General features: G+C 59.2%; 12 protein-coding genes. All 12 read left to right on the top strand.

The window, feature by feature from the left end; all coding sequences use genetic code 11:
* Complete coding sequence (gene nuoG / locus ACR3E7_RS02580; protein WP_480503115.1) at nucleotides 1-2,022, top strand: NADH-quinone oxidoreductase subunit NuoG; 2,022 nt, start codon at nucleotides 1-3, stop codon at nucleotides 2,020-2,022.
* 204 nt (nucleotides 2,023-2,226) lie between these two features.
* The gene (gene nuoH / locus ACR3E7_RS02585) at nucleotides 2,227-3,264 is read left to right on the top strand and encodes an NADH-quinone oxidoreductase subunit NuoH (protein ID WP_170769277.1); all 1,038 of its coding nucleotides are present in this window, start codon (nucleotides 2,227-2,229) and stop codon (nucleotides 3,262-3,264) included.
* Between the two features lies 1 nt (nucleotide 3,265).
* Nucleotides 3,266-3,760: an NADH-quinone oxidoreductase subunit NuoI gene (gene nuoI, locus ACR3E7_RS02590; protein ID WP_170769278.1), complete on the top strand. Its 495-nt coding sequence runs from the start codon at nucleotides 3,266-3,268 to the stop codon at nucleotides 3,758-3,760.
* The gene (locus ACR3E7_RS02595; protein ID WP_170769279.1) at nucleotides 3,757-4,167 is read left to right on the top strand and encodes a carboxymuconolactone decarboxylase family protein; all 411 of its coding nucleotides are present in this window, start codon (nucleotides 3,757-3,759) and stop codon (nucleotides 4,165-4,167) included. The genes nuoI and ACR3E7_RS02595 overlap by 4 nt, the downstream gene beginning before the upstream one ends.
* On the top strand, nucleotides 4,164-4,766 hold the full coding sequence (locus ACR3E7_RS02600) for an NADH-quinone oxidoreductase subunit J (protein ID WP_170752153.1): 603 nt from the start codon (nucleotides 4,164-4,166) through the stop codon (nucleotides 4,764-4,766). Before ACR3E7_RS02595 ends, ACR3E7_RS02600 begins: the two co-directional genes overlap by 4 nt.
* Before the next feature lie 123 nt (nucleotides 4,767-4,889).
* The gene (nuoK, locus tag ACR3E7_RS02605) at nucleotides 4,890-5,195 is read left to right on the top strand and encodes an NADH-quinone oxidoreductase subunit NuoK (protein ID WP_005984024.1); all 306 of its coding nucleotides are present in this window, start codon (nucleotides 4,890-4,892) and stop codon (nucleotides 5,193-5,195) included.
* 7 nt (nucleotides 5,196-5,202) lie between these two features.
* Nucleotides 5,203-7,344 carry an NADH-quinone oxidoreductase subunit L gene (nuoL, locus tag ACR3E7_RS02610; RefSeq protein ID WP_480503114.1) on the top strand — a complete coding sequence of 714 codons (2,142 nt, stop codon included), beginning with the start codon at nucleotides 5,203-5,205 and terminating at the stop codon, nucleotides 7,342-7,344.
* Nucleotides 7,344-8,888 carry an NADH-quinone oxidoreductase subunit M gene (locus ACR3E7_RS02615; RefSeq protein WP_480503113.1) on the top strand — a complete coding sequence of 515 codons (1,545 nt, stop codon included), beginning with the start codon at nucleotides 7,344-7,346 and terminating at the stop codon, nucleotides 8,886-8,888. Before nuoL ends, ACR3E7_RS02615 begins: the two co-directional genes overlap by 1 nt.
* 13 nt (nucleotides 8,889-8,901) lie before the next feature.
* Nucleotides 8,902-10,344 (top strand): NADH-quinone oxidoreductase subunit NuoN, encoded by a 1,443-nt coding sequence (nuoN, locus tag ACR3E7_RS02620; RefSeq protein WP_480503112.1) that lies wholly within the window; start codon nucleotides 8,902-8,904, stop codon nucleotides 10,342-10,344.
* A gap of 54 nt (nucleotides 10,345-10,398) precedes the next feature.
* The gene (locus tag ACR3E7_RS02625; protein WP_480503111.1) at nucleotides 10,399-11,148 is read left to right on the top strand and encodes a biotin--[acetyl-CoA-carboxylase] ligase; all 750 of its coding nucleotides are present in this window, start codon (nucleotides 10,399-10,401) and stop codon (nucleotides 11,146-11,148) included.
* Nucleotides 11,149-11,159: 11 nt separating this feature from the next.
* Nucleotides 11,160-11,939: a type III pantothenate kinase gene (locus ACR3E7_RS02630; protein ID WP_170769285.1), complete on the top strand. Its 780-nt coding sequence runs from the start codon at nucleotides 11,160-11,162 to the stop codon at nucleotides 11,937-11,939.
* On the top strand, nucleotides 11,936-13,603 hold the full coding sequence (locus tag ACR3E7_RS02635) for a ribonuclease J (RefSeq protein WP_480503110.1): 1,668 nt from the start codon (nucleotides 11,936-11,938) through the stop codon (nucleotides 13,601-13,603). The genes ACR3E7_RS02630 and ACR3E7_RS02635 overlap by 4 nt, the downstream gene beginning before the upstream one ends.
* Nucleotides 13,604-13,609: the final 6 nt, after the last annotated feature.

The raw sequence follows: 13,609 nt of genomic DNA on the forward strand, positions 1-13,609 counted from the left end.
ATGTCTGACCTCCGCAAGATCAATATCGACGGGCAGGAAATCGAAGTCGATGGTGCGATGACCCTGATTCAGGCGTGTGAAGAGGCCGGGGTCGAGGTGCCGCGTTTCTGCTACCACGAACGTCTGTCGATTGCCGGGAACTGCCGGATGTGTCTGGTTGAGGTTGTGGGCGGCCCGCCGAAACCCGCCGCGTCCTGCGCGATGCAGGTGCGCGACTTGCGGCCGGGGCCGGAAGGCCAGCCGCCGGTGGTCAAGACGAACTCTCCCATGGTCAAGAAGGCCCGCGAAGGGGTGATGGAGTTCCTGCTGATCAACCACCCTCTGGACTGCCCGATCTGTGATCAGGGCGGCGAGTGTGATCTGCAGGATCAAGCGATGGCCTATGGGTTGTCCGGCACGCGCTTCAAGGAAGCTAAGCGCGCGGTTGATGATCTGGATCTGGGGCCGTTGGTTGGAACGGCGATGACCCGTTGCATCAGCTGTACGCGTTGCGTGCGCTTCACGACCGAGGTCGCCGGGATTACTCAGATGGGCCAGACGGGGCGTGGCGAGGATGCCGAGATCACCTCGTACTTGAACCAGACGTTGGATTCGAACCTGCAGGGCAACGTTATCGACCTATGTCCGGTTGGGGCGCTGACCTCGAAGCCTTATGCCTTTACCGCGCGTCCGTGGGAGCTGACCAAGACCGAAAGCGTCGATGTCATGGATGCTCTGGGCTCGAACATTCGCGTAGACACCAAGGGACGCGAAGTGATGCGGTTCCTTCCGCGCAACCATGATGGCGTGAACGAGGAATGGATCAGCGACAAGACGCGGTTTGTCTGGGATGGGCTGCGTCGCCAGCGTCTTGACAAGCCTTACGTGCGCGAAAACGGCAAACTGCGCTCGGCCTCGTGGCCCGAGGCGCTGACCAAGGCCGCCGAGGCGCTTAAAGGCGCCGAGAAGCTGGCTGGGATCGTGGGTGATCTTGTTCCGGTTGAGGGCGCCTTTGCATTGAAACAGATGATCGAGGGGCAGGGCGGTGTTGTCGAATGCCGCACGGACGGGGCTAAGCTGCCGGCCGGCAACCGTGCGGCCTATGCTGGCACCGCTGCGATCGAGGATATCGACAGCGCCGAACGCATCCTGTTGATCGGCACCAACCCGCGCGACGAAGCTCCGGTTCTGAACGCCCGCATCCGCAAGGCGTGGGCGCATGGCGCTGAGGTTGCTCTGGTCGGGCCCGCCGTTGATCTGACCTATGAATATCACCATATGGGCGACGACCGCGCGGCGCTGCAAGCTGCGCTGGATATGGGCGGGGATGATGAGATCAAGGCCAAGCCGTCGCTGGTCATCGTCGGTCAAGGTGCTTTACAAGAGGCTGACGGGGCCGCTGTTCTGACCGCAGCGCAAACCATCGCTGCAAATACCGAAAGCGGCCTGATTGTTCTGCACACCGCTGCGTCTCGTGTAGGTGCGATGGATGTGGATGCCACCAACGACGGCGGCATGGATGCCGTCAGCGCGGCGGACGTGATCTATAACCTCGGCGCGGATGAGGTCGAAATCGGTGACGGTGCATTCGTCATCTATCAGGGCAGCCATGGCGACCGTGGCGCGCACCGCGCCGACGTGATCCTGCCGGGTGCGGCCTATACCGAAGAAAACGGGCTGTTCGTGAACACCGAAGGCCGCCCGCAACTGGCCATGCGTGCCGGGTTTGCGCCGGGCGAGGCCAAGGAAAACTGGGCAATCCTGCGGGCCTTGTCGGCCGAGTTGGGCGCGACACTGCCCTACGACTCGCTGGCGCAACTGCGCACTGCATTGATCGAGGCGGTCCCGCATCTGGCGCAGATCGACGAGGTCGTAGAGAACGAAGTTCAAGCGCTGGAATCGGGGAAATTGGGTGATGCCAGCTTCCGATATGCGATCAAGGATTTCTATCTGACTAACCCGATCGCACGTGCCTCGCAGCTAATGGGCGAGCTTTCGGCGCAGGCACAGGCCCGCAAATCCGAAAAGATTGCGGCGGAATGAACCAGACAGTTTTCATATCGCAGGCAGGGGCGAGTGCCGGGTGGCAGATCGCCGCGCCCGAATTGCGTGTGAAATTCAACAATAAGGGTGGCGCAATGCCGGCAGATGCTGTTTACACCAACGCGCCGACCCAGCCGCAAAATGCGCAGGCATCTGGCCTTCGTATCGCACGCGGAAAACGGAATACCCACGGTGTGAGGACCAATGGCTGAATTCTTTAACACCCCAGGCGGAATTGCCATCATCATTCTGGCGCAAGTGCTTGCAGTCGTTGCCTTTGTGATGATCTCGCTCTTGTTCCTCGTTTATGGCGACCGCAAGATCTGGGCCGCGGTCCAGATGCGTCGGGGCCCCAATGTGGTGGGCGTCTATGGCCTGCTGCAATCGGTGGCGGATGCGCTGAAATACGTGGTGAAAGAGGTTGTCATTCCGGCAGGTGCCGACCGCACGGTATTCATGCTGGCTCCGCTGACCTCCTTCGTGCTGGCGATGATCGCCTGGGCGGTGATCCCCTTCAACGATGGCTGGGTGTTGTCTGACCTGAACGTGGCGATCCTTTATGTCTTTGCCGTATCTTCGTTGGAAGTTTATGGCGTGATTATGGGCGGTTGGGCGTCGAACTCAAAGTACCCGTTCCTTGGATCACTGCGGTCTGCGGCGCAGATGATCTCGTACGAGGTCTCGCTGGGCCTGATCATTATAGGCGTGATCATCTCGACCGGGTCGATGAATTTTGGACACATCGTCGAGGCACAGGACGGTCGGTTCGGCTTCTTCAGCTGGTATTGGCTGCCGCATTTCCCGATGGTTTTCCTGTTCTTTATCTCGGCACTGGCCGAAACCAATCGTCCACCGTTTGACCTGCCGGAGGCGGAATCGGAACTGGTGGCAGGCTATCAGGTCGAATACTCGGCCACTCCTTTCCTGCTGTTCATGGCAGGCGAATACATCGCCATCTTCCTGATGTGCGCACTGATCTCGCTGCTGTTTTTTGGTGGCTGGCTGTCGCCGATCCCGGGCCTGCCGGATGGCGTTCTGTGGATGGTCGCGAAGATGGCGTTCTTCTTCTTCCTCTTCGCGATGGTCAAGGCAATCACACCCCGCTACCGCTATGACCAGCTGATGCGGTTGGGCTGGAAAGTGTTCCTGCCATTCTCGCTGGTATGGGTGGTTTTCGTGGCCTTCGCGGCGAAATTCGACTGGTTCTGGGGCGCGTTCGCCCGTTGGAGCGTTGGAGGCTGATATGACCCAAATCGACTATACCCGCGCCGCCAAATACTTCCTTCTGCAGGACTTCTGGGTCGGCATGAAGCTGGGGTTGAAGTACTTCTTCGCCCCCAAGGCCACCGTGAACTACCCGCATGAAAAGGGCCCTCTTTCCCCGCGCTTTCGCGGTGAACACGCCCTGCGCCGCTATCCCAATGGCGAGGAGCGCTGCATTGCCTGTAAACTGTGCGAGGCGATCTGCCCGGCCCAAGCCATAACCATCGACGCCGAACCGCGCGAAGATGGCAGCCGCCGCACCACGCGTTACGATATCGACATGACCAAGTGTATCTATTGCGGCTTCTGCCAAGAGGCCTGCCCGGTCGATGCTATCGTCGAAGGTCCGAATTTCGAATTCGCCACGGAAACCCGCGAAGAGCTTTTCTATGACAAGGAAAAACTCCTCTCGAATGGCGAACGCTGGGAGGCTGAAATCGCCCGTAATCTGGAAATGGACGCGCCGTACCGATGAACGACAAAAGCTCGAACCCGTTTGAACTGATGATGAAACAGGCGCAGGACATGGCGAAGGCGATGAATCCGGCGATGGAGAACTTTTCGCCCAAAGGGTTCGAAGCGCTTTGGCCGACGATGCCGAAAGAGGTCATGGAAATGATGTTCGGCAACACCGTCAACAAGGACGGGCTGGACGCCAAGACCCGCCTGTTGCTGACGTTGGCCGGGCTGACCATGCAGGGCGCGCAAGCGGATTCAGCGGTACGTCAGACCGTGCGCCACGCGTTGGAGGCCGGTGCCAAGAAACAAGAGATCGTCGAAACGATCGGGCAGATGTCGGTCTTTGCCGGCATCCCGGCCATGACCCGTGCGCTGGAACTGGCGCAAGAGGTTCTGGGCGACAACGAGGATAAGGATCAATGACCGTCTTTGCCTTCTATCTGTTTGCCATCAGCGCCATCACCGGCGGCCTGTTCACTGTGATCAGCCGCCAGCCTGTGCACTCAGTGTTGTGGCTGATCCTGTCCTTCCTGTCCTCAGCGGGTCTGTTCGTGCTGCTGGGTGCCGAGTTCGTGGCGATGCTGTTGATCATCGTCTATGTCGGTGCGGTCGCGGTTCTGTTCCTGTTCGTGGTGATGATGCTGGACGTGGACTTTGCCGAGCTCAAGGCCGAGATGGCGCGTTATATGCCGCTGGCCCTGCTGATCGGTCTGGTTATCCTGATGCAGTTCGTCATGGCCTTTGGCGCATGGGACAGCGCGCAAGGTGTTGAGGCCAATCTGGCCCAGCCGGTTCCGACCGACCGCCACAACACCGAGGCGCTGGGTGTCATCCTTTACGACCAATACTTCCTTCTGTTCCAACTGGCGGGTCTGATCCTGCTGGTGGCAATGATCGGTGCCATCGTGCTGACCCTACGCCACCGTCAGGACATCAAGCGTCAGGACATCATCGGCCAGATGATGCGCGACCCGGCTAAGGCGATGGAGCTGAAGGACGTGAAACCGGGGCAGGGGTTGTGACATTGCCGCTGGTACTTCCAATGGAGTACCGGCTGCTAAAAATACTAGTTGCGGTGCCTGTTGTACTTGGTTGGATCGGGTATAGGGCCGCGAAAAACAGGAAACGAATGGGACCGAAAGAAAATGATCGGACTTGAACATTACCTGACTGTGGCGGCGACGCTGTTCGTCATCGGCATCTTCGGTCTCTTTCTGAACCGTAAGAACGTCATCATCCTGCTGATGAGCATCGAACTGATGCTGCTGGCGGTGAATATCAACCTCGTGGCGTTTTCCAGTTTCCTGGGCGATCTGGTCGGACAGGTGTTTACGCTGTTTGTCCTGACAGTTGCGGCCGCCGAGGCGGCGATTGGTCTGGCCATTCTGGTCTGCTTCTTCCGCAACCGTGGCACCATCGCGGTTGAAGACGTCAATATGATGAAGGGCTAAGAGAACTATGGAAACCACCATCCTCTTTGCCCCGCTGGTGGGCGCATTGATCTGCGGCTTTGGCTGGCGGTTCATTGGTGAGAAAGCTGCCATGTGGACGGCCACGGGCCTGCTGTTTCTGGCCTGTCTGCTGTCGTGGATCGTGTTCTTTGCCTTCGACGGGGTGACGCAGCAGATCGAGATCATGCGCTGGATCGAGAGCGGATCGTTGTCGACAAGCTGGGCCATCCGTCTGGACCGTCTGACCGCGATCATGCTGATCGTGGTGACGACCGTCTCAGCGCTCGTGCACCTCTATTCCTTTGGTTATATGGATCACGACCCGCAGTGGCGTGAAGGCGAAAGCTATAAGCCGCGGTTCTTCGCCTATCTGTCCTTCTTCACCTTTGCGATGCTGATGCTGGTGACGGCGGACAATCTGGTGCAGATGTTCTTTGGCTGGGAGGGCGTGGGCGTCGCCTCGTACCTGCTGATCGGGTTCTATTACCGTAAGCCATCAGCCAATGCGGCGGCGATGAAAGCGTTTATTGTGAACCGCGTGGGCGACTTTGGCTTTGCGCTGGGGATTTTCGCGCTGTTCTTGCTGACCGACAGCATCAACTTCTCGGACATTTTCGCCTCGGCACCCGCCTTGGCCGAAGAAAAGCTGCACTTCCTGTGGGGCGAATGGACCGCTGTTGAGGTCATCTGCGTGCTGCTCTTTATCGGCGCGATGGGGAAATCGGCGCAGTTGATCTTGCACACATGGTTGCCCGACGCGATGGAAGGCCCGACGCCTGTGTCGGCCCTGATCCACGCCGCGACTATGGTGACGGCGGGTGTGTTCCTTGTCTGCCGCATGTCGCCGTTCATGGAGTTCGCACCGGGCGCGACCGGATTCATCACCGTGTTGGGTGCTACGACCGCCTTCTTCGCCGCGACCGTGGGACTGGTTCAGACCGACATCAAGCGTGTCATCGCCTATTCAACCTGTTCGCAGCTGGGTTACATGTTCGTGGCGGCAGGTGTTGGGATGTATTCGGCGGCGATGTTCCACCTGTTCACGCACGCCTTCTTCAAAGCGCTGCTGTTCCTTGGGGCAGGCTCGGTCATCCACGCGATGCACCACGAACAGGAAATGACCGAGTATGGCGGTCTGCGCAAAAAGATCCCCTATACCTTCTGGGCGATGATGATTGGCACGCTGGCCATCACAGGCGTTGGTATTCCGCTGACGACCTTCGGTTTCGCTGGCTTCCTGTCGAAAGACGCCATCATCGAGAGCGCCTATGCCGGTGGGTCTTCCTATGGCTTCTGGCTGCTGGTCGTAGCGGCGGCGTTTACGTCCTTCTACAGCTGGCGTTTGATCTTCCTGACCTTCTACGGCACGCCGCGCGGCGACAAGCATACGCACGACCATGCGCATGAAAGCCCGATGGTCATGCTGGTGCCGCTGGGCGTTCTCTCGCTGGGCGCGGTCTTTGCGGGCATGATTTGGTACGGCAATTTCTTCGGTCACGCGGACAAGGTGGGCAAGTTCTATGGCATCCCGGTGGCTGAGGCGTCGGAACATGCCGAGGCCGGTGATCACAGCAAAGCGGACGCGCATGGCGATGATAGCCACGCAGATGAAAGCCATGGTGATGACCACGCAGATGACGGTCATGGTGAAAAGGATGCTCATGGCGATCATCACTATGTTTTCGCAGGTGAGCCGGGCGAGGGCGCGCTGTACATGGCACCGGACAACCATGTGCTGGACGATGCGCATGCGGCGCCTAAGTGGGTCAAGGTTTCACCCTTTGTTGCGATGCTGCTGGGCTTTGCGATGGCCTATTGGTTCTACATCGTGAACCCATCGCTGCCGGGACGTCTGGCACAGAACCAGCGTCCGCTGTACCTGTTCCTGCTGAACAAATGGTACTTTGACGAGATCTACAACGTGATCTTCGTCAAACCCACCGTGGCGCTTGGCCGGTTCCTGTGGAAACGCGGTGATGGCAACACCATTGACGGCTTCTTGAACGGGATTGCCATGGGCGTTGTTCCCTTCTTCACCCGCCTCGCAGGCAAGGCGCAGACGGGCTACATCTTTACTTATGCCTTCTGGATGGTCTTGGGGATAGCAGCCCTTGTCACCTGGATGTCGATCGGCGGAGGCGCACACTAATGGATAATATCCTCTCGATCGTTACTTTCATCCCCGCAGTGGCAGCGGCCATTCTGGCCCTGTTCCTGCACGGAGATGACGACGCCGCGCAGCGCAACGCGAAATGGGTCGCGCTGGTGGCGACCACGGTGACGTTCCTTGTCTCGATTGGCATCTATACGGGCTTTGATCCATCCAACATCGGCTTTCAGATGGTGGAAGAGGGTGAGTGGCTGCTGGGCCTGAAATACAAGATGGGCGTGGACGGCATCAGCGTGCTGTTCGTGCTGCTGACCACCTTCATCATGCCGCTGACCATACTGGCCAGCTGGAACGTGACCGAGCGGGTCAAGGAATACATGATCGCCTTCCTGCTGCTGGAAACGCTGATGCTGGGCGTGTTCATGGCGCTGGATCTGGTGCTGTTCTACCTGTTCTTCGAGGCCGGTCTGATCCCGATGTTCCTGATCATCGGCATTTGGGGCGGCGCGAACCGCATCTATGCCAGCTTCAAGTTCTTCCTCTACACATTCCTCGGCTCGGTGCTGATGCTGGTGGCGATGGTGGCGATGTATGCGGATGCGGGCACGACGGATATTGAGGCGCTGATGAGCCATCACTTCTCATCCGAGAGCTTCAGAGTGATGGGCATTTATGTGGTCGGCGGGATGCAGACGCTGATGTTCCTGGCGTTCTTTGCCTCATTTGCCGTGAAAATGCCGATGTGGCCGGTTCATACCTGGCTGCCGGACGCGCACGTTCAGGCGCCGACGGCGGGTTCGGTCGTGCTGGCGGCGATCCTGCTGAAGATGGGCGGCTATGGCTTCCTGCGGTTCAGCCTGCCAATGTTCCCTGTGGGCTCGGCGGTGATGACCGATCTGGTGCTGTGGATGTCGGCCATCGCCGTTGTCTACACCTCGCTGGTGGCGCTGGTGCAGGAGGATATGAAAAAGCTGATCGCCTATTCCTCGGTCGCGCATATGGGTTTTGTGACCATGGGGATTTTTGCGGCGAATCAGCAGGGGATTGATGGCGCGATCTTCCAGATGCTGAGCCACGGGTTCATCTCGGCGGCGCTGTTCCTGTGTGTCGGCGTGATCTATGACCGGATGCACACCCGCGACATTGACGCATATGGCGGCTTGGTGATCCGGATGCCCGCTTATGCGCTGGTCTTCATGCTGTTCACCATGGCGAATGTCGGCCTGCCGGGCACGTCCGGGTTTATCGGCGAATTCCTGACCCTGATGGGGGCCTTCCAGGTTAACACATGGGTAACGGCGGTGGCTGCAACTGGCGTGATCTTCTCTGCCGGGTATGCGCTGTGGCTGTACCGTCGCGTGGTCTTTGGCGATCTGATCAAGGAAAGCCTCAAGGCCATGACTGACATGAGCTCGCGCGAGCGGCTGATCTTTGCACCGCTGATCATCATGACGATCCTGCTGGGCGTCTACCCATCGCTGGTGACCGATGTGATCGGCGACTCGACCGCCGCGCTGATTTCGAACTATGACACGGCTCTGGCCGCGGCTGAGGCCGTGATCCAGACAGCCGCTTCGCATTAAGGGAGCTTCGGAGATGATCCAAGCTGATCTGACAATCATCCTGCCAGAGATCGTTCTGGCCGTATATGCGATGGCGGCGCTGATCGGGGCTGTCTACACCACAAAAGACGGGCTGGCCCCGGTTCTGGTCTGGGCGACCTCGGGCCTGATGGCGCTGCTGGCGATTTGGATCGCCACCAATGGCGACGGCGCCAACGTGGCCTTCAATGGCATGTTCGTCGATGACGGTTTCTCGCGCTTTGCCAAGGTTGCGATCCTGCTATCTGCGGCAGCCGTTCTGTTGATGAGCCAGGATTACATGTCGCGTCGCGGGCTGTTGCGGTTCGAATACCCCTTGCTGGTGGCACTTGCCGCCGTGGGTATGATGATGATGGTCAGCGCGGGCGATCTGATGTCTCTCTATATGGGGTTGGAACTGCAATCGCTGGCACTCTACGTCGTGGCCGCCCTGCGCCGTGACAGTGCGAAATCCACCGAGGCTGGTCTGAAGTATTTCGTTCTGGGCGCGCTCAGCTCGGGCTTGCTGCTGTATGGTGCGTCACTGGTTTACGGATTCACGGGCACCACGCTGTTCTCGGGCATCGTCCAGACGGTACATCACGGCGACGTCTCGGTCGGGTTGCTGTTTGGCCTGATCTTCCTGATTTCGGGTCTGGCGTTCAAAGTATCCGCCGTACCGTTCCACATGTGGACGCCGGACGTGTACGAAGGCTCACCCACGCCGATCACCGCTTTCTTTGCCACTGCGCCCAAAGTGGCCGCGATGGCATTGTTTGCGCGATTGCTGCATGACGCGTTCGGCGGAGTTATCAAGGATTGGCAGCAGGTGATCGTTCTGCTCTCAGTCCTGTCGATGCTGTTGGGGGCTGTGGCTGCGATTGGTCAGCGCGACATCAAGCGACTGATGGCGTTTTCGTCGATTGCCCATATGGGCTATGCGCTGATCGGTTTGGCGGCGGGTACTGAAATGGGCGTCAAGGCGATGCTGATGTATCTGGCGATCTACGTGACCATGAATATCGGCACCTTTGCCTTCATCCTGATGATGGAGCGCGACGGCAAACCCGTCACCGATATTGATGCGCTGCGGCAATATTCTAAACGTGATCCGGGTAAGGCGCTGGCGGTTCTGATCCTGATGTTCAGCCTTGCGGGCGTCCCGCCAATGCTGGGCTTCTTCGCCAAGTTCGGCGTTTGGCAGGCCGGTGTCAGCGCGGGCCTGACCGGTCTGGTGATCGTGTCGGCCATCGCCTCGGTCATTGGTGCGTTCTACTACCTGCGGATCGTGTTCTACATGTATTTTGGCGAGGAGAACGAGGACCCGATCGAGACGCATTCCACGCCCGTTCTGTGGGTTGCGTTGATGGGGTCGGCTGCTCTGATGTTGGTAGGTATATTCTATCAGTTCGGTGTTGAGGGCGCAGCGGCAGCTGCGGCAGCGACGCTTGTTAACTGATCTCCAGCTCACTCAATCCAGGAGGGCTCGGTCGCTGGACCGGGCCTTTTTGCGATGACGCAGTGGCCGCAAGGATATGGGTTGCATGTGCTGCAAACGGTCGACAGCACGTTGAACGAAGCTGCGCGTATCGCCCCAACGGCGGTAGGGCCGGTCTGGATCATGGCATATAATCAAACCTCGGCGCGCGGGCGGCGGGGCAGGGCATGGGCAAATCCGGTTGGAAACCTCGCGGCTACGTTATTAATGCGTCCGCGGGGTGAGCCGGAACAGGCCGCATTGCGCAGCTTCGTCGCAGCGCTTGCACTGTACGATGCCTGTGTCGCTGTGACGGGGCGGTCTGACGGATTGTCACTGAAATGGCCCAACGACGTGCTGCTGAACGGCGGCAAGCTGGCTGGCATTCTTCTTGAAAGCACGGGCATGGGGCGCGAGCTGGGCCATTTGGCGATTGGCATAGGGGTCAACCTGTCGCAAGCCCCGCAGCCTGACGCGCTTGAGGAAGGAGCGGTACGCCCGGTTTCGCTTTTGTCCGAGACTGGGGCCGACGTCATGCCCGAGGATTTTCTGACCGAGCTGGCCGCCAACTATGCGCGCTACGAAAGCCAGTTCGTGACCTACGGGTTCGAACCGATCCGCACGGCATGGTTGGACCGGGCCGCGCGACTGGGGGAAGTGATCACGGCGCGGACCACAACGTCGGAAACGGTGGGCACGTTTGAAACGGTGGACGGGAATGGCAACCTTGTCCTAAACACCGCCAAAGGCCGCGCGGCCATACCTGCCGCGGATGTTTATTTCTAAAGGGGGCTGAAATGCTTCTTGCAATCGACTGCGGCAACACAAACACAGTGTTCTCGATCTGGGACGGCGCGCAATTTCTGTGCACCTTGCGCACCTCGACCCATCATTCCCGTACGGCGGATGCCTATTTCACATGGTATTCTACTCTGGTGAAACATTACGGGATCGAGGCGGATATCACTGATGTTGTGATCGCGTCGACCGTGCCACGCGTGGTGTTCAATCTACGCATCTTTGCAGACCGTTTCTTTGGCTGCCGTCCGCTGGTTGTGGGCAAGCCGGAATGCCTGTTGCCAGTCGCCCCACGCATCGACGAAGGCACCATTCCCGGACCGGACAGGCTGGCCAATGCGGTTGGAGCGTTTGATCGTCATGGTGGCGATGTGGTTGTGGTTGATTTCGGAACCGCCACGAATTTCGATGTTGTTGCATCGGACGGGGCTTACGTGGGCGGCATTATTGCACCGGGTGTGAACCTCAGCCTTGAAGCGCTGCACCAAGGCGCGGCGGCGTTGCCGCATATCGACATCACGCGCCCCGAAAAAGTGATTGGGACAAATACGGTTGGCTGTATCCAATCGGGCGTGTATTGGGGCTATTCCGGTTTGATCGAGGGGCTGATTGCCCGGATCAAGGCGGAATATGGAATGCCGATGAAAGTCGTTGGAACCGGGGGGCTTGCACCTCTGTTCGATCAGGCGGATGTGGGCTTTGACGTGATCGAGGATGATCTGACGATGCACGGTCTGACCGTGATCCATCGCTATAACAAGGAAAATGGCTCAACATGAGCAGTGAACGACTGATCTATCTGCCGCTGGGCGGTGCAGGCGAAATCGGCATGAACGCCTATGTCTATGGCTATGGCAAGCCGGGGCAGGAACGTCTGATCCTCGTCGATCTTGGGGTGACGTTCCCGGATATGGACACCACGCCGGGCGTCGATCTGATCCACGCGGATATCTCGTGGCTGCAGGAACGCGCTGATCGTCTTGACGCCATCTTCGTCACACACGCCCACGAAGACCACGTGGGGGCCGTAGCGCATTGCTTTGAGGCATTGGGCGCGCCGGTCTATGCCCGTGCCTTCACCGCCAATATCGCGCGCCGCAAGATGGATGAACATGGCCATCCCGAGGACGCCGTTCAAACCGTGTCGCCATGGCCCGAGCAGGTTCAGGTGGGGCCGTTCTCGGTCGGTTTCCTGCCGGTCTCGCATTCGATCCCGGAAAGTGCAGCCTTGGTCATCGACACGCCTGCGGGCCGGGTCGTGCATTCGGGTGACTTCAAGCTGGACACCAACCCCGTGGTCGGTGAGCCTTTTGACGCCGATTTGTGGGCCGAGATTGCCAAACCGGGCGTCAAGGCTCTGGTTTGTGACAGCACCAATGTGTTCTCGCCCCATGACGGGCGATCGGAATCCGAGGTCGGCCCCGAGATCACCAAACTGGTCGAAAGCGCCGAAGGGATGGTTGTCGCGACCACTTTCGCGTCCAACGTGGCACGGGTGAAAACCCTGGCCGAGGCGGGGCAGCGGGCCGGACGCTCGGTCGTGTTGCTGGGCCGCGCGATGCGCCGCATGATCGAAGCCGCGACCGAAACCGGCATCCTGTCGGATTTCCCCAAGGTTATCAGCGCGGAAGAGGCGGTGGATGTACCGCGTCAAAACCTGATGCTGATCGTGACCGGCAGCCAAGGTGAGCGCCGCGCCGCCAGTGCGCAACTGGCACGAGGCAAGTATCGCGGTCTGGAGTTGAAAGAGGGCGATCTGTTCCTGTTTTCGTCGAAAACCATTCCGGGCAATGAGCGGGGCGTGATCTTCATCATTAACCAGCTTAGTGAAAAAGGGGTGGATGTGGTCGACGACAGCTCGGGGCTGTATCACGTGTCGGGCCATGCCAACCGCCCTGATCTTGAGAGGGTACATGCTCTGATCGACCCTCAGATCGTGATCCCGATGCATGGTGAACATCGCCATCTGCGCGAGCACGCCAAGCTGGCCGAGGCTGGGGGACGCGCAGGAATTCTGGCCGTGAATGGCACGATGCTGGATCTGACTGGCAACGCACCGAAAGTGGTGGACTATGTCGAGACGGGCCGGACTTATCTGGACGGCACTGTCAAGGTTGGTGCGCTGGACGGCGTTGTGCGGGATCGTATCCGCATGGCTCTGAACGGTCATGTGACCGTCACGGTCATTCTGGACGAAGAGGATGAACCACTGGGTGAGCCGTGGTGCGATACGATGGGCCTGCCCGAGATTGGGTCCTCGCGCGCCGCATTGGTCGAGGTTTTGGAAGAGGATCTGAACCAATTCCTGAGGCGCGCCGACGCTAAAACGCTGCGCGACGACGACAAGCTGGAAGAGGCCATGCGCCGGATCGTTCGCCAGACCGCCAAGGCCGAGATCGGTAAAAAGCCCGAGGTCACGACGGTGATCAGCCGAATGAAATAGGCGCGA

The sequence above is a fragment of the Ruegeria sp. BK1 genome, from assembly GCF_056535645.1.

Coding starts and splice junctions, on each gene's coding strand:
- nuoN (WP_480503112.1), top strand. CDS start 8,902: ATGATCCAAGCTGATCTGACAATCATCCTGCCAGAGATCGTTCTGGCC.
- nuoH (WP_170769277.1), top strand. CDS start 2,227: ATGGCTGAATTCTTTAACACCCCAGGCGGAATTGCCATCATCATTCTG.
- nuoL (WP_480503114.1), top strand. CDS start 5,203: ATGGAAACCACCATCCTCTTTGCCCCGCTGGTGGGCGCATTGATCTGC.
- ACR3E7_RS02615 (WP_480503113.1), top strand. CDS start 7,344: ATGGATAATATCCTCTCGATCGTTACTTTCATCCCCGCAGTGGCAGCG.
- nuoG (WP_480503115.1), top strand. CDS start 1: ATGTCTGACCTCCGCAAGATCAATATCGACGGGCAGGAAATCGAAGTC.
- ACR3E7_RS02600 (WP_170752153.1), top strand. CDS start 4,164: ATGACCGTCTTTGCCTTCTATCTGTTTGCCATCAGCGCCATCACCGGC.
- ACR3E7_RS02635 (WP_480503110.1), top strand. CDS start 11,936: ATGAGCAGTGAACGACTGATCTATCTGCCGCTGGGCGGTGCAGGCGAA.
- nuoI (WP_170769278.1), top strand. CDS start 3,266: ATGACCCAAATCGACTATACCCGCGCCGCCAAATACTTCCTTCTGCAG.
- nuoK (WP_005984024.1), top strand. CDS start 4,890: ATGATCGGACTTGAACATTACCTGACTGTGGCGGCGACGCTGTTCGTC.
- ACR3E7_RS02595 (WP_170769279.1), top strand. CDS start 3,757: ATGAACGACAAAAGCTCGAACCCGTTTGAACTGATGATGAAACAGGCG.
- ACR3E7_RS02630 (WP_170769285.1), top strand. CDS start 11,160: ATGCTTCTTGCAATCGACTGCGGCAACACAAACACAGTGTTCTCGATC.
- ACR3E7_RS02625 (WP_480503111.1), top strand. CDS start 10,399: ATGACGCAGTGGCCGCAAGGATATGGGTTGCATGTGCTGCAAACGGTC.